The 22,612-nt window shown below is 70.0% G+C and carries 17 protein-coding genes; 13 read left to right on the forward strand and 4 right to left on the reverse strand.

Annotated elements, in window-relative coordinates; translation table 11 throughout:
- The first annotated feature begins 246 nt into the window (after positions 1 to 246).
- The 7 genes from mdh (at position 247) to lpdA (ending at position 9,836) form a co-directional block, all read left to right on the forward strand.
- Positions 247 to 1,209, forward strand: coding sequence for a malate dehydrogenase (gene mdh / locus ACX9GQ_RS15990; RefSeq protein ID WP_459630557.1), 963 nt, complete (start codon positions 247 to 249; stop codon positions 1,207 to 1,209).
- 76 nt (positions 1,210 to 1,285) lie between these two features.
- Positions 1,286 to 2,485, forward strand: a complete 1,200-nt coding sequence (gene sucC, locus ACX9GQ_RS15995; protein ID WP_459630558.1) for an ADP-forming succinate--CoA ligase subunit beta — start codon at positions 1,286 to 1,288, stop codon at positions 2,483 to 2,485.
- Complete coding sequence (sucD, locus tag ACX9GQ_RS16000; protein ID WP_459630559.1) at positions 2,485 to 3,369, forward strand: succinate--CoA ligase subunit alpha; 885 nt, start codon at positions 2,485 to 2,487, stop codon at positions 3,367 to 3,369. Before sucC ends, sucD begins: the two co-directional genes overlap by 1 nt.
- Positions 3,370 to 3,509: 140 nt before the next feature.
- On the forward strand, positions 3,510 to 6,482 hold the full coding sequence (locus tag ACX9GQ_RS16005) for a 2-oxoglutarate dehydrogenase E1 component (RefSeq protein ID WP_459630560.1): 2,973 nt from the start codon (positions 3,510 to 3,512) through the stop codon (positions 6,480 to 6,482).
- 119 nt (positions 6,483 to 6,601) lie between these two features.
- Complete coding sequence (odhB, locus tag ACX9GQ_RS16010) at positions 6,602 to 7,831, forward strand: 2-oxoglutarate dehydrogenase complex dihydrolipoyllysine-residue succinyltransferase (RefSeq protein WP_459630561.1); 1,230 nt, start codon at positions 6,602 to 6,604, stop codon at positions 7,829 to 7,831.
- 15 nt (positions 7,832 to 7,846) lie between these two features.
- Positions 7,847 to 8,419 (forward strand): HXXEE domain-containing protein, encoded by a 573-nt coding sequence (locus ACX9GQ_RS16015; protein ID WP_459630562.1) that lies wholly within the window; start codon positions 7,847 to 7,849, stop codon positions 8,417 to 8,419.
- Positions 8,420 to 8,435: 16 nt separating this feature from the next.
- Positions 8,436 to 9,836, forward strand: coding sequence for a dihydrolipoyl dehydrogenase (gene lpdA, locus ACX9GQ_RS16020; protein ID WP_459630563.1), 1,401 nt, complete (start codon positions 8,436 to 8,438; stop codon positions 9,834 to 9,836).
- A gap of 83 nt (positions 9,837 to 9,919) precedes the next feature.
- On the opposite strand, the gene ACX9GQ_RS16025 is transcribed toward lpdA, so the two are convergent.
- Positions 9,920 to 10,096, reverse strand: coding sequence for a hypothetical protein (locus ACX9GQ_RS16025; RefSeq protein ID WP_459630564.1), 177 nt, complete (start codon positions 10,094 to 10,096; stop codon positions 9,920 to 9,922).
- 299 nt (positions 10,097 to 10,395) lie between these two features.
- Positions 10,396 to 11,319 (reverse strand): tyrosine recombinase XerC, encoded by a 924-nt coding sequence (locus ACX9GQ_RS16030; protein WP_459630565.1) that lies wholly within the window; start codon positions 11,317 to 11,319, stop codon positions 10,396 to 10,398.
- A gap of 109 nt (positions 11,320 to 11,428) precedes the next feature.
- Here ACX9GQ_RS16030 and ACX9GQ_RS16035 point away from each other — a divergent pair, with 109 nt between their 5' ends.
- From ACX9GQ_RS16035 to ACX9GQ_RS16060, 6 genes are all read left to right on the forward strand, one after another.
- A complete protein-coding gene (locus ACX9GQ_RS16035) occupies positions 11,429 to 13,636 on the forward strand; it encodes a primosomal protein N' (protein ID WP_459630566.1) in 2,208 nt (735 codons plus the stop codon).
- 282 nt (positions 13,637 to 13,918) lie between these two features.
- Positions 13,919 to 14,479 (forward strand): F0F1 ATP synthase subunit delta, encoded by a 561-nt coding sequence (locus ACX9GQ_RS16040; RefSeq protein WP_459630567.1) that lies wholly within the window; start codon positions 13,919 to 13,921, stop codon positions 14,477 to 14,479.
- Positions 14,479 to 16,008 carry a F0F1 ATP synthase subunit alpha gene (gene atpA / locus ACX9GQ_RS16045; RefSeq protein ID WP_459630568.1) on the forward strand — a complete coding sequence of 510 codons (1,530 nt, stop codon included), beginning with the start codon at positions 14,479 to 14,481 and terminating at the stop codon, positions 16,006 to 16,008. Before ACX9GQ_RS16040 ends, atpA begins: the two co-directional genes overlap by 1 nt.
- Positions 16,009 to 16,040: 32 nt before the next feature.
- Positions 16,041 to 16,916, forward strand: a complete 876-nt coding sequence (locus ACX9GQ_RS16050; protein ID WP_459630569.1) for a F0F1 ATP synthase subunit gamma — start codon at positions 16,041 to 16,043, stop codon at positions 16,914 to 16,916.
- A gap of 15 nt (positions 16,917 to 16,931) precedes the next feature.
- Complete coding sequence (atpD, locus tag ACX9GQ_RS16055) at positions 16,932 to 18,362, forward strand: F0F1 ATP synthase subunit beta (RefSeq protein WP_459630570.1); 1,431 nt, start codon at positions 16,932 to 16,934, stop codon at positions 18,360 to 18,362.
- Between the two features lie 58 nt (positions 18,363 to 18,420).
- A complete protein-coding gene (locus ACX9GQ_RS16060) occupies positions 18,421 to 18,837 on the forward strand; it encodes a F0F1 ATP synthase subunit epsilon (protein WP_459630571.1) in 417 nt (138 codons plus the stop codon).
- A gap of 33 nt (positions 18,838 to 18,870) precedes the next feature.
- Here ACX9GQ_RS16060 and ACX9GQ_RS16065 read toward each other — a convergent pair whose 3' ends face one another.
- Together ACX9GQ_RS16065 and putA are read right to left on the reverse strand one after the other, a co-directional pair.
- The gene (locus ACX9GQ_RS16065; RefSeq protein WP_459630572.1) at positions 18,871 to 19,389 is read right to left on the reverse strand and encodes an RNA pyrophosphohydrolase; all 519 of its coding nucleotides are present in this window, start codon (positions 19,387 to 19,389) and stop codon (positions 18,871 to 18,873) included.
- A 19-nt stretch (positions 19,390 to 19,408) separates the two neighbouring features.
- Positions 19,409 to 22,486, reverse strand: coding sequence for a bifunctional proline dehydrogenase/L-glutamate gamma-semialdehyde dehydrogenase PutA (putA, locus tag ACX9GQ_RS16070; RefSeq protein WP_459630573.1), 3,078 nt, complete (start codon positions 22,484 to 22,486; stop codon positions 19,409 to 19,411).
- Positions 22,487 to 22,612: the final 126 nt, after the last annotated feature.

Raw genomic sequence — 22,612 nt, forward strand, 5'->3', positions numbered from 1 at the left:
GTGTGATCCGATTCTCATTCCGGCCGTACGTTCTGCCGTCTCTCCTTGGCTAACGTCATTGAAATCAGTGACTTGTGCAAATCGCGAGGGGCGCGCCTGCGACGGATCGCCGCCGACCGACCCGTCCGGCGTACGCCTTTTGCGCGACTTGCCGTTGTGATGGTCTGGGGCTAAGGCGGACCCGTCCCGGGCGGACGGCGTTCGTCGCGGGCTCGTTATTGACCACGTCCAAGGAGCCCTGGACCCATGGCGCGCAAGAAGATCGCTCTGATCGGTTCCGGCCAGATCGGCGGCACCCTCGCCCATCTCGCCGGCCTGAAGGAACTCGGCGACATCGTTCTCTTCGACATCGCGGAGGGCGTTCCGCAGGGCAAGGGCCTCGACATCGCCGAGTCGTCGCCGGTCGACGGCTTCGACGCCAAGTACTCCGGCGCCAACAGCTACGAGGCGATCGCCGGGGCCGATGTGGTGATCGTCACCGCCGGCGTGCCGCGCAAGCCCGGCATGAGCCGCGACGACCTGCTCGGCATCAACCTGAAGGTGATGGAGCAGGTGGGCGCCGGCCTGAAGCAGTTCGCCCCCAACGCCTTCGTCATCTGCATCACCAACCCGCTCGACGCGATGGTGTGGGCCCTGCAGAAGGCCTCGGGCCTGCCGAAGAACAAGGTCGTCGGCATGGCCGGCGTGCTCGACTCGGCCCGCTTCCGCTACTTCCTCGCGGAGGAGCTCGGCGTGTCGGTCCGCGACGTCCACGCGATGACGCTGGGCGGCCACGGCGACGACATGGTGCCGCTGGTGCGCCACTCGACGGTCGGCGGCGTGCCGCTGCCGGACCTCGTGAAGATGGGCTGGCTGACCCAGGAGCGGCTGGACGCCATCGTCGAGCGCACCCGCAAGGGCGGCGGCGAGATCGTCGCGCTGCTCAAGACGGGCTCGGCCTTCTACGCCCCGGCGGCGTCCGCCATCGCCATGGCCGAGAGCTACCTCAAGGACCAGAAGCGCATCCTGCCCTGCGCCGCCTATCTCAGCGGCGAGTACGGCGTGAAGGACATGTATGTCGGCGTGCCGGTGCTCATCGGCGAGACCGGCGTCGAGAAGATCGTCCAGATCGAGTTCAACGAGGCCGAGAAGGCGATGTTCGCCAAGTCGGTGGCCGCCGTGCAGGGCCTCGTCGACGCCTGCAAGCAGATCAACCCGGCGTTCGCGTGAGACAGGACGGCGGCGCGCCGGCTTCGGCCGGGCGCCGCCCTCCGCCCGTCGCCCGTCGCTCACCCGCGAGGTTTCCATGAACATCCACGAATACCAGGGCAAGGCGGTCCTGAAGGAGTTCGGCGTTCCCGTCTCCAACGGCCGGGCCGTCTTCAAGGCCGAGGAGGCCGAGGCGGCGGCGAAGGAACTCGGCGGCCCGCTGTGGGTCGTCAAGTCGCAAATTCACGCCGGCGGCCGCGGCAAGGGCAAGTTCAAGGAGCCCGAGGCCGGCGAGAAGGGCGGCGTGCGCCTCGCCAAGTCCATCGAGGAGGTGGTGGCCCACGTCGGCCAGATGCTCGGCAGGACGCTGGTGACCATCCAGACCGGCGCGGCGGGCAAGCAGGTCAACCGCCTCTACATCGAGGACGGCTCGGACATCGCCAAGGAGTTCTACCTGTCGATGCTGGTCGACCGCGTGACCTCGCGCGTCGCCTTCGTGGTCTCCACCGAGGGCGGCATGAACATCGAGGACGTGGCGCACGACACGCCCGAGAAGATCATCACCTTCTCGGTCGACCCGGCGACCGGCGTGATGCCGCACCATGGCCGCCGCGTCGCTCAGGCGCTGGGGCTGACCGGCGACCTCGCCAAGCAGGCCGAGAGCCTGACGGCCAAGCTGTACACGGCCTTCGTGTCCAAGGACATGAGCCTGCTGGAGATCAACCCGCTGATCGTCACCACCGACGGCAAGCTGAAGGCGCTGGACGCCAAGATCTCCTTCGACTCGAACGCCCTCTACCGGCACCCCGACATCCTCGCCCTGCGTGACGAGACGGAGGAGGACGCCAAGGAGATCGAGGCGTCGAAGTACGACCTCAACTACATCACGCTCGACGGCACCATCGGCTGCATGGTCAACGGCGCCGGCCTCGCCATGGCGACGATGGACATCATCAAGCTGTACGGCGAGAGCCCGGCGAACTTCCTCGACGTCGGCGGCGGCGCGAGCAAGGAGAAGGTGACGGCGGCGTTCAAGATCATCACCGCCGACCCGAACGTGAAGGGCATCCTGATCAACATCTTCGGCGGCATCATGCGCTGCGACGTCATCGCCGAGGGCGTGATCGCCGCGGTGAAGGAGGTCGGCCTGAAGGTGCCGCTGGTGGTTCGCCTCGAGGGCACCAACGTCGACCTCGGCAAGAAGATCATCGCCGAGTCGGGGCTCAACGTGATCCCGGCCGACGACCTCGACGACGCCGCGCAGAAGATCGTGAAGGCCGTGAAGGAGGCCCGCTGATGTCCGTCCTCATCGACGCCAACACCAAGGTCATCTGCCAGGGCTTCACCGGCAAGAACGGGACCTTCCACTCCGAGCAGGCGCTCGCCTACGGCACCAAGATGGTCGGCGGGACCTCGCCCGGGAAGGGCGGCTCCACCCATCTTGGCCTTCCGGTGTTCGACACCGTCGCCGAGGCGCGCGAGAAGACCGGGGCCGACGCCTCCGTCATCTACGTGCCGCCGGCCGGCGCGGCCGACGCCATCTGCGAGGCGATCCAGGCGGAGATCCCGCTCATCGTCTGCATCACCGAGGGCATCCCCGTCACCGACATGATCAAGGTGAAGCGGGCGCTCTCGGGCTCGAAGTCGCGCCTCATCGGGCCGAACTGCCCGGGCGTGATGACGGCGGGCGAGTGCAAGATCGGCATCATGCCCGGCAACATCTTCAAGAAGGGCAACGTCGGCATCGTCTCGCGCTCCGGCACGCTGACCTACGAGGCGGTGTTCCAGACCACGCGCGAGGGCCTTGGCCAGACGACCGCGGTCGGCATCGGCGGCGACCCCGTCAAGGGCACCGAGTTCATCGAGGTGCTGGAGCTGTTCCTCGCCGACCCGAAGACCGAGTCGATCATCATGATCGGCGAGATCGGCGGCTCGGCCGAGGAGGACGCGGCGCAGTTCCTCGCCGACGAGGCGAAGCGCGGGCGCAAGAAGCCGACGGTCGGCTTCATCGCCGGCCGCACGGCGCCTCCCGGCCGCCGCATGGGCCATGCCGGCGCGATCATCTCGGGCGGCAAGGGCGGCGCCGAGGACAAGATCGCCGCGATGGAGGCCGCGGGCATCCGCGTGTCGCCGTCGCCGGCCCGCCTCGGCAAGACGCTGGTGGAACTGCTCAAGGGCTGAAACCTCACACGCCGTCCCCGGCGCGGCTCCGGCCGTTCCGGGGACGGCGGGTTCCCTCTCCGCCGCCTACGGGCGGACGGTGTCCCAGCCTACCGGCCCCGCTCCGGCCGCAGACCAACAGGGAGCGACGAGGAAACGACATGGCACGTCAGGACCAGAACGACGCCTTCCTCCAGACCTCCTTCCTGTACGGCGCGAACGCCGCCTACATCGAGGACCTCTATGCGCGCTACCAGGACGACCCGTCCTCGGTGGACGCCGAGTGGCAGGCGTTCTTCGGCGCGCTGAAGGATGACGGCGCGGCGGTGACGAAAAGCGCCCGCGGCGCGTCGTGGAAGCGGCCCGGCTGGCCGGTCGCCGCCAACGGTGAGCTCGTCTCCGCGCTCGACGGCAACTGGGGGCAGGTCGAAAAGATCGTCGGCGACAAGATCAAGGGGAAGGCCGAGGCGATCCAGGCCAAGGGCGCCCCTGGCCTCTCGGACGCCGACATCCAGCGCGCCACGCGCGACTCGGTCCGCGCCCTGATGATGATCCGCGCCTACCGCATGCGCGGACACCTGCACGCCCAGCTCGACCCGCTCGAGATCGAGCCGCTGAAGGACCACGAGGAGCTGCACCCGTCGTCCTACGGCTTCACCGAGGCCGACTGGGACCGCAAGATCTTCATCGACCACGTGCTGGGGCTGGAGTACGCGACGATCCGCGAGATGCTCGCGATCCTCAAGCGCACCTACTGCTCCACCATCGGCTACGAGTTCATGCACATCTCCAATCCCGCCGAGAAGGCGTGGATCCAGGAGCGCATCGAGGGGCCGGACAAGGAGATCGCCTTCACCCGCGAGGGCAAGCGCGCCATCCTGAACAAGCTGGTCGAGGCCGAGGGCTTCGAGAAGTTCATCGACGTCAAGTACACGGGCACGAAGCGCTTCGGCCTCGACGGCGGCGAGTCGCTGATCCCGGCGCTCGAGCAGATCATCAAGCGCGGCGGCAACCTCGGCGTGAAGGAGATCGTCTTCGGCATGGCCCACCGCGGCCGGCTGAACGTGCTGACGCAGGTGATGGGCAAGCCCCACCGCGCCCTGTTCCACGAGTTCAAGGGCGGTTCCTTCGCGCCCACGGAGGTCGAGGGATCGGGCGACGTGAAGTACCACCTCGGCGCCTCGTCCGACCGCCAGTTCGACGGCAACACGGTCCACCTGTCGCTGACCGCCAACCCGTCGCACCTCGAGATCGTCGACCCGGTGGTGCTCGGCAAGGTGCGCGCCAAGCAGGACCAGCTCGACGACACCGTCGAGCGTGCCAAGGTGATGCCGCTGCTGATCCACGGCGACGCCGCCTTCGCCGGCCAGGGCGTGGTGGCGGAGTGCCTCGGCCTGTCCGGCCTGAAGGGTCACCGCACGGGCGGCTCGGTGCACTTCATCATCAACAACCAGATCGGCTTCACGACCTACCCGCGCTACTCGCGCTCCTCGCCCTACCCGTCCGACGTCGCGAAGATGATCGAGGCGCCGATCTTCCACGTGAACGGCGACGACCCCGAGGCCGTCGTGTTCGCGGCCAAGGTGGCGACGGAGTTCCGGCAGAAGTTCCACAAGCCGGTTGTCGTCGACATGTTCTGCTACCGGCGGTTCGGCCACAACGAGGGTGACGAGCCCGCGTTCACGCAGCCGCTGATGTACAAGAAGATCCGGTCGCACAAGTCGACGCTGGAGCTCTACGCCGACAAGCTGATCGCCGAGGGCGTCGTCACCCAGGGCGAGATCGACAAGATGCGCGCCGACTGGCGCGCCCGGCTCGAGGCGGAGTACGAGGCCGGCCAGGCCTACAAGCCCAACAAGGCCGACTGGCTGGACGGCCGCTGGGCCGGCCTGAAGGCGATCAAGGAGAGCGACGACGACGCCCGCCGCGGCCAGACTGGCATCGACGCCTCGGTGCTGAAGCTGATCGGCGAGAAGATCACGTCGGTTCCGCAGGGCTTCAACGTCCACAAGACCATCCAGCGCTTCCTCGACAACCGCCGCAAGGCGATCGAGACGGGCGAGGGGCTCGACTGGGCGACGGCCGAGGCGCTGGCCTTCGGCTCGCTGATGCTCGAGGGGCACCGCGTGCGCCTGTCCGGCCAGGACTGCGAGCGCGGGACGTTCTCGCAGCGCCACTCGGTGCTGATCGACCAGGAGAGCGAGACCCGCTACACGCCGCTCAACAACATCCGCGAAGGGCAGGGCCGCTACGAGGTCATCAACTCGATGCTCTCGGAGGAGGCGGTGCTCGGCTTCGAGTACGGCTACTCGCTGTCCGAGCCGAACGCGCTGACGATGTGGGAAGCGCAGTTCGGCGACTTCGCCAACGGCGCGCAGGTCGTGTTCGACCAGTTCATCTCGTCGGGCGAGCGCAAGTGGCTGCGCATGTCGGGCCTCGTCTGCCTGCTGCCGCACGGCTACGAGGGCCAGGGCCCGGAGCACTCCTCGGCCCGTCTCGAGCGCTTCCTGCAGATGTGCGCCGAGGACAACATGCAGGTCGCCAACTGCACGACGCCGGCGAACTACTTCCACATCCTGCGCCGCCAGCTGAAGCGCGATTTCCGCAAGCCGCTGATCCTGATGACGCCGAAGTCGCTGCTGCGCCACAAGCGCGCCGTGTCGCGGCTCGACGAGCTCGCCACGGGCTCGACCTTCCACCGCGTGCTCTGGGACGACGCCCAGCTGCTCAAGGGCGAGAAGATCAAGCTCGCCCGCGACAACAAGATCCGTCGGGTCGTGCTGTGCTCGGGCAAGGTCTACTACGACCTCTACGAGGAGCGCGAGAAGCGCGGCATCGACGACGTCTACCTGCTGCGCGTCGAGCAGCTCTATCCGTTCCCGGTGAAGGCGGTGGCCACCGAGCTCGCCCGCTTCAAGAACGCGGACGTGGTGTGGTGCCAGGAGGAGCCGAAGAACATGGGCTCCTGGACCTTCGTGGAGCCTTATCTGCGCTGGGTCCTGCCGCACGCCGGGCTGAAGGCGAAGGAGCCGGTCTATGCCGGCCGCCCCGCCTCCGCCGCGACGGCCACCGGCCTCATGTCCAAGCACGTCGCCCAGTTGCAGGCCTTCCTCGAAGAGGTCTACGCCCGCTGAACCCGCCCCGGGCCGGCGCGAGCCGGCCCCCGCTCCGCATGGGTGTTCCCCGCGCCTCCCGCGCGGCGGTCGAGAGACCGACCTGCGAACGCCGATCCTGACGAAAGGTCCGAAAGGCCATGGCCACCGACATCCGCGTCCCGACCCTCGGCGAATCCGTCTCCGAGGCCACCATCGGCAAGTGGTTCAAGAAGCCCGGCGACGCCGTGAAGGCGGACGAGCCGCTGCTGGAGCTCGAGACCGACAAGGTCACGCTCGAGGTCAACGCCCCGGCCGCCGGCGTGCTCGCCGAGATCGTCGCCAAGGACGGCGAGACGGTGGGCGTCGGCGCCCTGCTCGGCTCGATCGCCGCGGGCTCCGGCGCTGCCGCCGCGGCTCCCGCGGCCGAGGCTCCCGCCGCCAAGCCGGCCCCGGCCCCGGCGCCCGCCACGGCCGCCAAGCCGCTCCCGGCCGGGACGCCGCAGGCGCCCTCCGTCAACCGCATCGCCGCCGAGACGGGTGTCGACCCGGCCGGCGTCGCCGGCTCCGGCAAGGACGGCCGCGTCACCAAGGGCGACATGCTCGCCGCCGTGGCGGCCGCGGCCAGCGCCGCCGTGCCGGCTCCCGCCGCCCCCGCGCAGGTCCGCGCCCCGTCCGTGCCGGACGACGCGGCCCGCGAGGAGCGGGTGCGCATGACCAAGCTGCGCCAGACCATCGCGCGCCGGCTGAAGGACGCCCAGAACACCGCCGCCATGCTGACGACCTTCAACGAGGTCGACATGGGCGCGGTGATGGCGCTGCGCGCCACCTACAAGGACGTCTTCGAGAAGAAGCACGGCACGAAGCTCGGCTTCATGGGCTTCTTCGTGAAGGCCTGCGTGCAGGCGCTGAAGGAAATCCCGGCCGTCAACGCCGAGATCGACGGCACCGACCTCGTCTACAAGAACTACTACCACGTCGGCATCGCGGTCGGCACGGACAAGGGCCTCGTCGTGCCGGTGGTGCGCGACGCGGACATGCTGTCGATCGCCGGCATCGAGAAGAAGATCGCCGAGTTCGGCAAGCGGGCCCGCGACGGCCAACTGAAGATCGAGGAGATGCAGGGCGGCACCTTCACGATCACCAATGGCGGCATCTACGGCTCGCTGATGTCGACGCCGATCCTCAACGCGCCGCAGTCGGGCATCCTGGGCATGCACAAGATCCAGGAGCGGCCGATGGTGGTGGGCGGCAAGATCGAGATCCGCCCGATGATGTACCTCGCGCTGAGCTACGACCACCGCATCGTCGACGGCAAGGAGGCGGTGACCTTCCTCGTTCGCGTCAAGGAGGCGCTCGAGGATCCGGCGCGCCTCGTGCTCGACCTCTGAGCCCGGCGGCGAGCCATGCTGGACCGGCTCGTGGGGAACTGGGTGTACGGCGGGGTGCTCGCCGGGCTCCTGCTTCTCCTGCTGCTGCCGGTCCTCACCACGGGCTGGTCGACGGCGGAGACGCTGACGTTCCTGTGCCTGCCGGCCTACATGCTCCACCAGTACGAGGAGCATGACGACGACCGCTTCCGCCGCTTCGTCAACGCCGAGATCGGGGGCGGCGTCGAGGTCCTGACTCCGCTCGACGTGTTCGTCATCAACATCGTCGGCGTCTGGGCGGTCCTCGCCGCCGTGATCGCGCTCACCAACCTCGCGGGCGCCGGCTGGGGCGTGCTGGCGGCGTACCTGCTGCTGGTCAACGCGCTGGTCCACGTCGGCCCGGCGCTGGCGATGCGGAAGCCGAACCCCGGTCTCTTCACCGCCGTCGCGCTCTTCCTGCCGCTCGGCCTGGCGCTGCTGCGCGTCGAGTGGCCCATCGCCTCGCCGATCCAGCAGGCGTGCGGCGCCGCCCTCGCGGTCGCCCTCCACGCCGCGATCATCATCCACGTCAAACGCGCGCTCCGGGCCCAACGGCGGCCGGGCGTCTGAGAAGGAGAAGGCCCGCATGGCCCAGTACGACCTGATCGTCATCGGCACCGGCCCCGGCGGCTACGTGTGCGCCATCCGCGCGGCCCAGCTCGGCCTCAAGACCGCCGTCGTGGAGAAGCGCAAGACGCACGGGGGCACGTGCCTCAATGTCGGCTGCATCCCGTCCAAGGCGCTGCTGCACGCCTCCGACCTCTTCGAGGAGGCGGGGCATGACTTCGTCAACCTCGGCATCGAGGTCGGCAAGGCGAAGCTCAACCTCGCCGGCATGATGAAGCACAAGGACGACACGGTCGCCGCCAACGTGAACGGCGTCGGCTTCCTGCTGAAGAAGAACAAGGTCGACGCCTTCCACGGCACCGGCACGATCGTGGCGCCCGGCCAGGTGAAGGTGACGGCCGAGGACGGCACGGAGCAGGTGCTGGAAACCAAGGCGATCGTCATCGCCACGGGGTCGGACGTCACGCCGCTGCCCGGCGTCACCATCGACGAGAAGACCGTCGTCTCCTCCACCGGCGCCATCGCGCTGCCGAAGGTGCCAGGCAAGATGGTCGTCGTCGGCGCCGGCGTGATCGGCCTCGAACTCGGGTCCGTCTGGCGCCGCCTCGGCGCGCAGGTGACGGTGGTCGAGTACCTCGACCGCATCCTGCCCGGCATGGACGACGAGATCGCCAAGCAGTTCCAGCGCATCCTTCAGAAGCAGGGCGTCACCTTCCTCCTCGGCTCCAAGGTCACCGGCGTCGAGACCGGCAAGGCAGGGGCGAAGGTCACCGTCGAACCCGCCAAGGGCGGCGACGCTCAGGTGCTGGAGGCCGACGTGGTGCTCGTCGCCATCGGCCGGCGCCCCTACACCGAGGGGCTGGGGCTGGAGCAGGCGGGCGTGGCACTCGACCGCGGGCGCGTCGTCATCGACGATCATTTCCAGACCAACGTGCCCGGCATCTTCGCCATCGGCGACGTGGTGCGCGGCCCGATGCTGGCCCACAAGGCCGAGGACGAGGGCATCGCCGTGGCCGAGATCCTGGCCGGCAAGGCCGGGCACGTGAACTACGACGTCATTCCTGGCGTGGTCTACACGATGCCGGAGGTGGCCTCGGTCGGGAAGACCGAGGAGGAGCTCAAGGCCGCGGGTGTTTCCTACACGGTCGGCAAGTTCCCCTTCACCGCCAACGGCCGCGCCCGCGCCATGCGCAAGTCGGACGGGCTCGTGAAGGTGCTGGCCGATGCCAACACCGACCGGGTGCTGGGCGTGCACATCGTCGGCGCCGGTGCCGGCGAGATGATCCACGAGGCGGCCGTGCTGATGGAGTTCGGCGGCTCGTCGGAGGACCTCGCCCGCACCTGCCACGCCCATCCCACGATGAGCGAGGCGGTGAAGGAGGCGGCGCTGGCCGTCGAGAAGCGCGCCATCCACATCTGAGACCGGTCCTCGAGGACCGGTCACGACAAGAAAAAGCCCGGGTCCGCTGGCGCGGCCCGGGCTTTTCCGTGTTTGGGCAGGCGTTACTGCGTGGCCGTCTGCGACTGCGTCTGGACCGACGCGGTCTGCGTGGTCGTGGACTGGCTCGAGGACGCCGTCACGGCCTTGTAGGACGAGCAGCCGCCTTCGGCGGCCGCGGGAGCCACGGCCCCGGCGAGCGCCGCGGCGGCGACCAGGATGGCGAGGAGGTCTCTGCGCATGGGGGATACTCCTTCGTCAGATCGGCGGGATCGGCCGACGTGAAAAAGGTAGCACCGGCGCGGCCGTGTTCCAGAGGGGGGTGCGCGGCGCGGTGTCACGGACGGGCGGGACGGACGAAGAGATTCCCGGGCCCTTAGCGGGGTCGTCGGGACGTCGCCGCGCGTTCCCTTCTCCCCGTCCGACGGGGAGAAGGTGGCCCGAAGGGCCGGATGAGGGGTTTGCGCGGCGAGGCCGCCCCTCATCCGCCTTCGCTTCGCTCCGGCACCTTTTCCCCGCCCGCGAGGAGAAGGGAAGAGCCTCAAGCCCGCGGATGCGCCGCCCGGTAGGCGGACAGCAGGCGGGACGTGTCGACTTCCGTGTAGATCTGGGTCGTCGACAGCGAGGCGTGGCCGAGCAGTTCCTGGATGGCGCGGAGTTCGCCGCCGCGGGCCAGCAGGTGCGTGGCGAAGGAGTGGCGCAGGGCGTGCGGCGTGGCGGTGTCCGGGAGGCCGAGCGCGCCGCGCAGGCGCTCGATGGCCAACTGGATGATGCGCGGCGAGAGCGGCCCGCCCTTGGCGCCGCGAAACAGCGGGCCATCGGGCTCCAGCGGCCAGGGACACATCTTCACGTAGTCCTGCACGGCTGCCGCCACCTGCGGCAGTACCGGCACCATGCGGGTCTTGCCGCCCTTGCCGAGCACGGTCAGGCTGTCGCGGCCGGGAACCGGCGCGTCCTTGGCGCGGATGCCCAGCGCCTCCGAGATGCGCAGGCCGCTGCCGTAGAGCAGCGCGATGACGGCGGCGTCGCGCACCAGCACCCAGGTCTCACGGTCCTCGGCAGCGCGCAGGTCCGGGTCGGTCATGCGGCGGGCGGCGGCGGCGGAGACAGGCTTGGGCAGACCCTTGGCCACCTTGGGGCCGCGGACCGCGGACAGCGCCGAGACGTCGGAGAGGCCCTCGCGCTCGAGGAAGCGCAGGGCCGAGCGAAGGCCGGCGAGGTTGCGCATGAGCGAGCGGCTGACCACGCCCTCGCCGCGCCGCTCCGCCATGAAGGCCCGCAGGTCGCCGGGGCGCAGGCGTCGGAGGGTGGCGAGGCCCGGTGCCTCCCCGTCGCGACCGGCGAGAAAGCCGGCGAACTGGCGGACGTCGCGCTCGTAGGCGTCCACCGTCTTGTCGGAGAGTCGGCGCTCGGAAACGAGGTGCCGGCGCCATTTCACCAGCGCGGCGGCGAGATCAGGGGCCATGGTCTGCATGGCCCGAGGGTGGGCCGGGATGGTGAAGGAGCGGTTAGCGCGCCGCTCCCTCCGACTGGGCGGCTCTCTCCGGCCGTCGAATCGGTGGTAGAGGGGAAGGATGTCGGCCGGATCGAACCCCACCTCCCTGGCCGGCGGCGGCACGACCGTCGCCGACGTCCTGGTGCCGACCGGCCTCGACCAGCTCTACAGCTATGTCGTCCCGCCTGCCCTCGACCTGCGAGCCGGCGACGTCGTGGCCGTGCCGTTCGGCCCGCGCGAGTGGCAGGGGGTGGTCTGGGAGGTGCGCGAGCAGGTCGCCGGCGGCGCCAGCAACCTGAAGAGCATCACCCGGAAGCTGGACAGCCCCCCGTTGTCCCCGGCGCTGCGGCGCTTCGTGGAGTGGGTGGCGCGCTACACGCTCGCGCCGCGCGGCATGGTGCTGCGCATGGCGCTGCGCGGGCCGGACCATGACGAACCGGAGCGGATGCAGGTGGGCGTGCGGCTCGCCGGGCCGCCGCCGGCGCGCATGACCCCCGCCCGAGCCCGGGTGATCGCGGCGGCGGAGGGCGGCCTCGCCTTCTCCAAGCGCGCGCTTGCCGACGCGGCGGCCGTGAGCACGGCGGTGATCGACGGGCTGGTCGACGAGGGGACCTTGGAAGCCATCGGCATCCCGCCGCCGGCGATCGCCCCGCGGCCGGACCCCGACCACGCCCGCACGGATCTCGAGGACGGGCAGGAAACAGCCGCGCAGGCGCTGAGGCAGGCGGTCGCGGACGCCGCCTTCTCGGTGAGCCTGCTGGAGGGAGTCACCGGATCGGGCAAGACCGAGGTCTATTTCGAGGCGGTGGCGGAGGCCGTGCGCGCCGGCCGGCAGTCGCTCATCCTCATGCCGGAGATCGCGCTGACGGGGCAGTTCCTGGCCCGCTTCGAGAAGCGCTTCGGGGTGCGGCCGGCCGAGTGGCACTCCGGCATCGCCGGGCGGCGGCGCGAGCGGACCTTCGCGGCGGTGGCTTCCGGCGAGGCGCTGGTGGTGGCGGGCGCGCGCTCGTCGCTGTTCCTGCCGTTCCGGTCGCTCGGCCTGCTCGTCGTCGACGAGGAGCACGAGGCCGCCTACAAGCAGGAGGACGGCGTCCACTACAATGCACGCGACATGGCCGTGGTGCGCGGCCAGATCGAGGGCTGCCCCGTGGTGCTGGCCTCCGCGACCCCCTCCATCGAGAGCCGTGTCAACGCCCGCCGGGGGCGCTACCGGCACCTGCGGCTCGATTCGCGCTTCGGCGGACGCGCCCTGCCCTCCATCGCCGCCATCGACATGCGCACCGAGGGGGCCGAGCGCGGGCGCTGGCTGTCGCCGCGGCTGGCGGAGGCCGTGTCGCGGACGCTGGAGGCCGGCGAGCAGGCGCTCCTCTACCTCAACCGCCGCGGCTATGCTCCGCTGACGCTCTGCCGCGCCTGCGGCCATCGGTTCCAGTGCCCCAACTGCACGGCGTGGCTTGTCGAGCATCGGTTCCGCCGGGCGCTGGTCTGCCACCATTGCGGGCATATCGAGCGACGGCCGGAGACCTGCCCCTCCTGTGGCGTCGCCGACGCCCTGATTCCCTGCGGCCCGGGGGTGGAGCGGCTGGCAGAGGAGGTCGCGGAGCGTTTCCCCGGCCACCGGGCGCTCGTGCTCTCCTCCGACTTCCCCGGCGGGACGGAGCGGCTGCGGCGGGAACTCGACGCGGTGGCGGCGGGCGAGTTCCGCATCGTCATCGGCACGCAACTGGTGGCGAAGGGCCACAATTTCCCCTTCCTGTCGCTCGTCGGCGTGGTCGACGGCGACATCGGCCTCTCTTCCGGCGATCCGCGGGCGGCGGAGCGTACCTTCCAGGTGCTGCAGCAGGTGACCGGGCGAGCCGGCCGCGGCGACACGGCTGGCCGGGCGCTCATCCAGACCTTCCAGCCTGACCATCCGGTCATGCGGGCGCTGGTGTCGGGGGATGCCGAGCGCTTCTACGCTGAGGAGACGGCGATGCGCGAGGCGGCGGGCCTGCCGCCCTTTGGCCGTCTCGCCGCCGTCATCGTCTCGGCCGCCGACCGGCCCCAGGCGGAAACCCATGCCCGCGCCATGGCGCGCTGCGCCGAAGCGCCCCCCGACGTGCTGCTGCTGGGGCCGGCCGAGGCCCCGCTCGCCGTCATCCGAGGCCGGCACCGCTTCCGCATGCTGCTCAAGACGCCGCGGGAGTTCGACCTGCAGGGCTGGCTCAGGGCCTGGCTGGGCCGATCGCCGAAAACCGCCGGCAGCGTGCGCGTGCAGGTGGACGTCGATCCGATGAGTTTCCTGTAGTTCCGGCAGCCTGGCCGGAGCCTGCGCCCGCCCAGCCGGCGGCACCCCCTCCGCCTGCCCCGAAAGTCGGCCTTTCCACTGTCCCGTTCGGGTTGCGCACCCCGGATACTCATGCTAGGTCACCGGCGCCTTTCGGGCCTCCGATCAGGGTATTTCCGCGCGTTCGCGGGGATTTACCGGAGGGGGCCCGTTCCACACCAGACGGTGGTTGCGCGACGATGCCCGGCAGCGGGCCCTGCGGCGCGAAACCCCAGTCGGGACAGAGAGTTCGAGAGACGGCCGGTGGCTCAAGAGAACACGATCGTTTCGGGGGTTGCGGGGCGCTACGCCACGGCGTTGTTCGAGCTGGCCCGCGAGGCTGGCGCGGTCGACGCGGTGAAGGCGGACCTCGACCGCTTCGCCCAGCTCATCGCGACCCAGCCGGATGTCGAGCGCTTCGTGCGCAGCCCGGTGTTCACCGCCGAGGAGCAGGGCAAGGCGCTGGCGCCGATCCTGGCGAAGATCGGGGTCACTGGGCTTGCCGCCAATTTCCTCAAGCTCGTGGCGGCCAAGCGCCGCCTCTTCGCGGTTTCGGACATGGTCCGCGCCTATGGCGCGCTGGTCGACAAGTCGCACGGCGTCGTGCGCGCCCAGGTGACCGTGGCCGACGCGCCCTCCGATGCGGTGATGGGCGAGATCCGCAAGGCCCTCAAGGACGTGGCCGGTGACAACGTGGCGATCGACGTGAAGGTCGATCCCGCGATCATCGGCGGCATCGTGGTGAAGCTCGGCTCCAAGATGGTCGACGCCTCGCTGCGCACCAAACTCAACGGCATTCGTACCGCGATGAAAGAGGTCGGCTGATGGACATCCGCGCCGCAGAAATCTCCGCGATCCTCAAGGAGCAGATCAAGAACTTCGGCTCCGAGGCCGAGGTCACCGAGGTCGGCCAGGTGCTGTCCGTCGGCGACGGCATCGCGCGTGCCTACGGGCTCGACAACGTCCAGGCGGGCGAGATGGTCGAGTTCGAGAACGGCGTGCGCGGCATGGCGCTGAACCTCGAGACCGACAACGTCGGCATCGTGATCTTCGGCTCCGACCGGGACATCAAGGAAGGCCAGACGGTGAAGCGCACGGGCGCCATCGTCGACGCCCCCGTCGGCAAGGGCCTGCTCGGCCGCGTCGTCGACGCGCTCGGCAACCCGATCGACGGCAAGGGCCCGATCAAGGCCGACAAGCGCATGCGCGTCGACGTCAAGGCCCCGGGCATCATCCCGCGGCAGTCGGTGCACGAGCCGATGGCCACCGGCCTCAAGGCCGTGGACGCCCTGATCCCGATCGGCCGCGGCCAGCGCGAGCTGATCATCGGCGACCGCCAGACCGGCAAGACCGCGATTGCGCTCGACACGATCCTCAACCAGAAGGCGATCAACCAGGGCACGGACGAGAGCGCCAAGCTCTACTGCGTGTACGTCGCCGTCGGCCAGAAGCGCTCCACCGTCGCGCAGTTCGTGAAGGTGCTCGAGGAGCAGGGCGCGCTGGAGTACTCCATCGTCGTCGCCGCCACGGCGTCCGACCCGGCCCCCATGCAGTTCCTCGCGCCGTTCACCGGCTGCACCATGGGCGAGTACTTTCGCGACAACGGCATGCATGCCGTGATCATCTATGACGACCTGTCCAAGCAGGCCGTCGCCTACCGCCAGATGTCGCTGCTGCTGCGCCGCCCGCCGGGCCGCGAGGCGTATCCGGGCGACGTGTTCTACCTGCACTCGCGCCTCCTGGAGCGCGCCGCGAAGCTGAACAAGACGTTCGGCTCGGGCTCGCTGACGGCGCTGCCGGTCATCGAGACGCAGGCGAACGACGTGTCGGCCTACATCCCGACGAACGTCATCTCGATCACCGACGGCCAGATCTTCCTCGAGACGGACCTGTTCTACCAGGGCATCCGCCCGGCGGTGAACGTCGGCCTCTCGGTGTCGCGCGTGGGCTCGTCCGCCCAGACGAAGGCGATGAAGAAGGTCGCGGGCAAGATCAAGGGCGAGCTCGCCCAGTATCGCGAGATGGCCGCGTTCGCCCAGTTCGGCGGCGACCTCGACGCCACGACGCAGCGCCTGCTGAACCGCGGCGCGCGCCTGACCGAGCTCCTCAAGCAGCCGCAGTTCTCGCCGCTGCAGATGGAGGAGCAGGTCGCGGTGATCTACGCCGGCGTCAACGGCTACCTCGACCCGCTGCCGGTGAACCGGGTGCGCGCGTTCCAGGACGGCCTGCTGGCCACCCTGAAGACGAGCCACGCCGGGATCCTCGACGCGATCCGCACGTCGAAGGATCTCTCGGACGACACGACGAAGCAGCTCAAGGGCGTGGTCGACGCGTTCGCCAAGTCCTTCGCCTGATCGCGGCCGGACCGGAGAGGTAGAGGCGAGCCATGGCGTCGCTGAAGGACCTGCGCAACCGCATCGCCTCGGTGAAGGCGACGCAGAAGATCACCAAGGCCATGCAGATGGTCGCGGCGGCCAAGCTCCGCCGCGCCCAGACGGCGGCCGAGGCGGCCCGTCCCTATGCCGAGCGCATGAGCGCCGTGCTGGCGAACGTCGCGGCCGGCGTGGCCGGGCCGGGCGCCCCGCCGCTCCTCGCCGGCACCGGCAAGGACGACGTGCACCTGCTCGTCGTCTTCACCGCCGAGCGCGGCCTGTGCGGCGCCTTCAACTCGTCGATCGCGCGCCTCGCCCGTGACAAGGCGCAGGCGCTGATGGCGGCCGGCAAGACGGTCAAGATCATCTGCGTCGGCAAGAAGGGCCACGACATCCTGAAGCGCCAGTTCGCGCGGCAGATCATCGACGCCATCGAGCTGCGCAACGTGCGCACGCTGGGCTTCGACACCGCCGAGCCGATCGCCCGGCGCATCATCGACATGTTCGAGGCCGGCGAGTTCGACGTCGCGACGATCTTCTTCTCGCGCTTCCGCAGCGTGATCGCGCAGATCCCGACGGCGCAGCAGGTGATCCCGGCCGAAATCCCGGCGCAGGCGACGCCCGCGGCTTCGCAGGCGAGCTACGAGTACGAGCCCGGCGAGGGCGAGATCCTGCAGACGCTGCTGCCGCGCAACATCGCGGTGCAGGTGTTCCGGGCACTGCTCGAGAACGCCGCCTCCGAGCAGGGCGCGCGCATGAGCGCGATGGACAACGCCACGCGCAACGCGGGCGAGATGATCAAGAAGCAGACGCTGACCTACAACCGGACGCGTCAGGCGATGATCACGAAGGAACTGATCGAAATCATCTCGGGCGCGGAAGCGCTCTGAGCCAAGACCGAGGACATGACCATGGCCACTAAACCCACCGGACGCGTCACGCAGGTCATCGGCGCCGTCGTGGACGTGCAGTTCGACGGCCACCTGCCCGAGATCCTGAACGCGCTCGAGACGACCAACGGCGGCAACCGCCTGGTGCTCGAGGTCGCGCAGCACCTCGGCGAATCCTCGGTCCGCGCCATCGCGATGGACACCACGGAAGGCCTCGTGCGCGGCCAGCCCGTCACCGACACCGGCGCCCCGATCGCCGTGCCGGTCGGCAATGGCACGCTCGGCCGCATCATCAACGTCATCGGCGAGCCGGTCGACGAGGCCGGCCCGGTCCCGGCCGACGCGATGCGCCCGATCCACGCGGCCGCCCCGTCCTATGCCGAGCAGTCGACCGAGGCGCAGATCCTCGAGACGGGCATCAAGGTCGTCGATCTGCTGGCTCCCTACGCCAAGGGCGGCAAGATCGGCCTGTTCGGCGGCGCCGGCGTGGGCAAGACCGTGCTCATCATGGAGCTGATCAACAACGTCGCGAAGGCGCACGGCGGCTACTCCGTGTTCGCCGGCGTCGGCGAGCGCACCCGCGAGGGCAACGATCTCTACCACGAGATGATCGAGTCCGGCGTGAACAAGAAGGGCGGCGGCGACGGCTCCAAGTGCGCCCTCGTCTACGGCCAGATGAACGAGCCTCCGGGCGCCCGCGCCCGCGTCGCGCTGACCGGCCTCACCGTCGCCGAGTACTTCCGCGACCAGGGCCAGGACGTGCTCTTCTTCGTCGACAACATCTTCCGCTTCACGCAGGCGGGCTCGGAGGTGTCGGCACTGCTGGGCCGCATTCCCTCGGCGGTGGGCTACCAGCCGACGCTCGCCACCGACATGGGCGCCCTGCAGGAGCGCATCACCACGACGACCAAGGGCTCGATCACCTCGGTGCAGGCCATCTACGTGCCGGCCGACGACCTGACCGACCCGGCCCCGGCCACCTCCTTCGCCCACCTCGACGCCACGACCGTGCTGTCGCGCTCGATCGCCGAGAAGGGCATCTACCCGGCCGTGGACCCGCTCGACTCCACCTCGCGCATGCTCTCCCCGATGATCGTCGGCGAGGAGCACTACGCGGTGGCCCGCCAGGTGCAGGCGACGCTGCAGCGCTACAAGGCCCTGCAGGACATCATCGCTATCCTGGGCATGGACGAGCTCTCCGAAGAGGACAAGGTCGCCGTGGCCCGCGCCCGCAAGATCGAGCGCTTCCTGTCGCAGCCGTTCTTCGTCGCCGAAGTGTTCACGGGCTCGCCCGGCAAGCTCGTGCCGCTCGCCGACACGATCAAGGGCTTCAAGGGGCTCGTCGAGGGCAAGTACGACCACCTCCCGGAGGCCGCCTTCTACATGGTCGGCACCATCGAGGAAGCGGTCGAGAAGGCCCAGCGCCTCGCCGCCGAGGCCGCGTAAGCAGCAAGCAGCGCGCGCGCCGGCCCCGGCCGGCGCCGATGCGCGGAAGTGAGGGACGATGGCTGCTTTCAACTTCGAACTCGTCTCGCCCGAGCGCCTGCTGTTCTCGGGCCCGGTCGAGCAGGTCGTGGTGCCCGGCACCGAGGGCGACTTCGCCGTGCTGAAGGACCATGCGCCGGTCATGTCGACGCTGCGCCCCGGCGTGGCCGTCGTCACCGACGCCAAGGGCGGCACGCAGCGGCTGTTCGTGCGCGGCGGCTTCGCCGAGGTGAACGCCTCCGGGCTGACCATCCTCGCCGAGCAGGCCATCCCGGTCGAGGAGATCAGCGACGACGTGATCGCCGCCGAGATCAAGGCGGCCGAGGCCGAGTTCGCCAACGCCAAGACCGACGAGGCCCGCCGCGCTTCCGCCGAGAAGCTCGCGCAGCTGCTCGAAGTCCGCGACACGTTCCTGTCGCGCACCCACGCGCACTGAGCGTCCGGTCGTTCCGATCGATCTGGGGCCGCGTCAGCGGCCCTTTTTCTTTGGTGGAAGCGGTGAGGCAAAGGCGGCGAAGGTCTCCGCCACCCGTTCGTAGACGGGCCGCTTGAATCTCACCACGAGGGCGGGAAGCCGGGCGAGCGGCTGCCAGGCCCATGCCGTGAACTCCGGCGGTGCGGCCCGACCCGGAGCGAGGACGTCGATCTCGCTCTCCTCCCCCTCGAAGCGGAAGGCGACCCACCGCTGCCGCTGCCCGCGAAAGACGGAAAGCCGGTGCGGCGGCCCCTCGTAAGGCGGGAAGTCGTACGCCCACCAGTCCGTCGTCACCGCGAGAAGCGAGACACTGGTGACACCGGTTTCCTCGGCGAGCTCTCGCCGGGCGGCCGTCACGATCTCTTCGTCCGCCTCGATTCCGCCCTGCGGCATCTGCCACTCGCGGCCCGGCTCGATGACCTCGGGCCCGGACGCCGTCGCCCGGCCGGCGAACACCCGCCCGTCCCGGTTGAACACGGCGATGCCGACGTTGGGGCGGTAGGACTTGTCCACGCTGCGCTCGCGGTCGCGTTCACTCGCCCATGGCGATCAGGCTGGCGTTTCCGCCGGCGGCGGCGGTGTTCACGGTCACCGTCTGCTCCAGTCCGAAGCGCTTGAGGTAGTTCGGTCCTCCGGCCTTGGGGCCGGTCCCCGACAGGCCGGAGCCGCCGAAGGGCTGCGTGCCCACCACGGCGCCGATCATGTTGCGGTTGACGTAGCAGTTGCCGACGTCCAGCCGCTCGACGATGTGCCTGATGGTCGTGTCGATGCGTGAATGCACGCCCAGCGTGAGGCCGTAGCCGCTCCCCTCGATGGCGTCGAGCACGCGGCCGAGGTCGCCGGCCTTGTAGCGAACGACGTGCAGGACCGGTCCGAAGATCTCCTCGGCGAGATCCTCGGGACGCTTCAGCTCGAAGACCTGCGGGGCGACGAAGGTGCCGCCGGCCGGTGCGGTCCCGCTGTAGTGGACGACGGCGGTGCGCCGCATGTGCTCGACATGGGCATCGAGCTTCGCCTTCGCCTCGGCGTCGATGACGGGGCCGACCTGCACGGACACGTCCGCGGGATCGCCGAGCTTCAGCTCGCGGGCGGCGCCGACGATCATCTCGATCATCCGGTCCGCGACGTCGGCCTGCACGCACAAAAGCCGCAGCGCCGAGCAGCGCTGGCCGGCGGATCGGAAGGCCGAGGTGACGACGTCGTCGGCGACCTGCTCGGGCAGGGCGGTCGCGTCGACGATCATGGCGTTGATGCCGCCGGTCTCGGCGATGAGCGGGACGATGGGGCCGTCCTTCGCCGCCAGCGCGCGATTGATGCGGCGCGCGGTCTCCGTCGACCCGGTGAACGCGACGCCCGCGACCAGCGGGTGGCCGACCAACCGGGCGCCGACCGCGCCGTCCCCGGGCACCAGGTGGACGGCACCCTTGGGCACGCCGGCCTCGTGCAGCACCTTCACCGCCTCGAAGGCGATCAGCGGCGTCTGCTCGGCGGGCTTGGCCACGACGGCGTTGCCGGCAGCGAGCGCCGCGCTCACCTGGCCGAGGAAGATCGCCAGGGGGAAGTTCCACGGGCTGATGCACACGAAGACGCCCCGGCCCCGGTGCAGAAGCCGGTTGTCCTCACCCGTCGGCCCCGGCAGCACCTCGCCCTCGCCGAAGAGGTCGCGGGCCTGTGCAGCGTAGTAGCGCAGGAAGTCGACGGCCTCGCGCAGCTCCGCGACGCTGTCGTCGAGGGTCTTGCCGGCTTCCGCCTGCATGAGGTGGATAAAGCGCCCGCGGCGGGCCTCCAGCAGGTCCGCCGCCTTCAGCTGTGCGTCGGCGCGCGTCGCGGCGGGGGTACGCTCCCACGCGCGGTAGCCCTTTCCGGCGGCCGCCATCGCGGCATCCGCCGTCGCCGGCTCGGCCTCCGCGACGGTCCCTGCCGGGCGACCCGTTGCAGGCGACGTCACCGGGCGCGCCGCACCGGCGCGGACGACACCATCGACCAGTGGCGCGGCCGAGGCGGTGGCAACGGCAGCAGCCCGGACATCGGCCAGCAGGGCGTCGAGGGATGCGGCGTGCCCGAGCTCCACGCCCGCGGAATTGCGCCGGCCGGCGCCGTAAAGGTCTGCCGGGAGCGGCAGGCGCGGATGGGCCGCCTGCTCCGGCCGGCGGACCACCGCCGCCGGCCGCGCCAGGAGCGATTCGACCGGAACGTTGGGATCGGCCGCGACGGAGACGAAGGAGGAGTTGGCGCCGTTCTCCAGCAGCCGGCGGACGAGATAGGCCAGCAGGTCGCGGTGGCCGCCGACGGGGGCGTAGGTGCGGCAGGCGAGGCCGGGCGCCTCCTCCAGCAGCTTCTCGTAGAGCGCGTCGCCCATGCCGTGCAGGCGCTGGAACTCGTAGCCTTCCGTCCCGCCGGCCCGCTCGAGAATGGTGGCGACGGTGAGCGCGTTGTGCGTGGCGAACTGCGGGTAGATGCGCGGGCGCGCCGCGAGCAGGCGATCCGCGCAGGCGACATAGTTCAGGTCGGTCATCGCCTTGCGGGTGAAGACGGGATAGCCCGCGAGGCCGCGCTCCTGTGCCCGCTTCACCTCCGTGTCCCAGTAGGCGCCCTTGACGAGGCGGACCATCAACTTGCGGTCGAGCTCGCGGGCGAGATCCGCCACCCAGTCGATCACCGCGGCGGCGCGCTTCTGGTACGCCTGGATCGCGAGGCCGAAGCCGTCCCAGCCGGCCAGCTGCGGATCGCGCAGAACGGCGGCGATGACGTCGAGCGAGAGCTCCAGCCGGTCGGCCTCCTCCGCGTCGACGGTGAAGTTGAGGTCATAGCCCTTGGCCCGGCGGGCGAGGTCGACCACGACCGGCACGAGCTCCGCCATCACGCGGTCGCGGGAGAGCGCGTCGTAGCGGGGATGCAGCGCGGAGAGCTTCACCGAAATGCCGGGCCGGTTCGGCAGTGGTTCGTTGCCGGCGGCGCGACCGATGGCATCGATCGCATCGGCGTAGGAGCGCGCGTAGCGCTCGGCGTCGTCCTGCGTTCGCGCGCCCTCGCCGAGCATGTCGAAGGAGTAGCGGAAGAGCTTTCCGGTTCCGGTGCGGGCGCGCTCCAGTGCCTCGCCGATCGACTGGCCGAGCACGAAGTGATTGCCGAGCACGCGCATGGCCTGCCGCGTCGCCGTCCGCACGGCCGGCAGGCCAATGCGCTTGGCGAGCGAGCCGAGGATGCCCTCGGGCGTCTCGCCCGGCTGGATGATCCGCGCCGTCACGCCGAGCGCCCACGCCGAGGCCGAGACGAGGAAAGCGTCCGACCGCGTCTCATGGCGCGCGAAGTCGCCCTGCCCGAGCTTGTCCTCGATGAGCCTGTCGGCCGTCGCAGCGTCGGGAACCCGCAGCAGCGCCTCCGCAAGCACCATCAGGGCCAGGCCCTCGCGGGTCGAGAGCGAATACTCGCGCAGCAGTTCCTCGACGCCGCCAAGCCCCCCGCTGCGGGAGCGGATCGCCTCCACGAGGCTGCCAGCACGGGCATCGATGCGCGCCTCGCGTTCGGGCGGCAGCGTGGCGGAGGCGAGCAGCACCCGGGCGATCTCGACGTCCGGCGGCGAATACGGAGCGCGGAAGGGAGCAGGCATGGCGGAGGTCTCCCGGCTGAAGGGCAGGTGCGGCTTGACTTCTTTCATCTTAGCAGCTGTTGCCTGGGGCATCGACCAGTGCAAACTGCCTTCTGGTAGTGAAATTCGCTATCAATCATCGTCCTG

The organism is Alsobacter sp. R-9 (genome assembly GCF_054612375.1).

Excerpts from the sequence above, each read along its gene's own strand:
- mdh (WP_459630557.1), top strand. The coding sequence starts at position 247 with ATGGCGCGCAAGAAGATCGCTCTGATCGGTTCCGGCCAGATCGGCGGC.
- sucC (WP_459630558.1), top strand. The coding sequence starts at position 1,286 with ATGAACATCCACGAATACCAGGGCAAGGCGGTCCTGAAGGAGTTCGGC.
- sucD (WP_459630559.1), top strand. The coding sequence starts at position 2,485 with ATGTCCGTCCTCATCGACGCCAACACCAAGGTCATCTGCCAGGGCTTC.
- ACX9GQ_RS16005 (WP_459630560.1), top strand. The coding sequence starts at position 3,510 with ATGGCACGTCAGGACCAGAACGACGCCTTCCTCCAGACCTCCTTCCTG.
- odhB (WP_459630561.1), top strand. The coding sequence starts at position 6,602 with ATGGCCACCGACATCCGCGTCCCGACCCTCGGCGAATCCGTCTCCGAG.
- ACX9GQ_RS16015 (WP_459630562.1), top strand. The coding sequence starts at position 7,847 with ATGCTGGACCGGCTCGTGGGGAACTGGGTGTACGGCGGGGTGCTCGCC.
- lpdA (WP_459630563.1), top strand. The coding sequence starts at position 8,436 with ATGGCCCAGTACGACCTGATCGTCATCGGCACCGGCCCCGGCGGCTAC.
- ACX9GQ_RS16025 (WP_459630564.1), bottom strand. The coding sequence starts at position 10,096 with ATGCGCAGAGACCTCCTCGCCATCCTGGTCGCCGCCGCGGCGCTCGCC.
- ACX9GQ_RS16030 (WP_459630565.1), bottom strand. The coding sequence starts at position 11,319 with ATGGCCCCTGATCTCGCCGCCGCGCTGGTGAAATGGCGCCGGCACCTC.
- ACX9GQ_RS16035 (WP_459630566.1), top strand. The coding sequence starts at position 11,429 with ATGTCGGCCGGATCGAACCCCACCTCCCTGGCCGGCGGCGGCACGACC.
- atpA (WP_459630568.1), top strand. The coding sequence starts at position 14,479 with ATGGACATCCGCGCCGCAGAAATCTCCGCGATCCTCAAGGAGCAGATC.
- ACX9GQ_RS16050 (WP_459630569.1), top strand. The coding sequence starts at position 16,041 with ATGGCGTCGCTGAAGGACCTGCGCAACCGCATCGCCTCGGTGAAGGCG.
- atpD (WP_459630570.1), top strand. The coding sequence starts at position 16,932 with ATGACCATGGCCACTAAACCCACCGGACGCGTCACGCAGGTCATCGGC.
- ACX9GQ_RS16060 (WP_459630571.1), top strand. The coding sequence starts at position 18,421 with ATGGCTGCTTTCAACTTCGAACTCGTCTCGCCCGAGCGCCTGCTGTTC.
- putA (WP_459630573.1), bottom strand. The coding sequence starts at position 22,486 with ATGCCTGCTCCCTTCCGCGCTCCGTATTCGCCGCCGGACGTCGAGATC.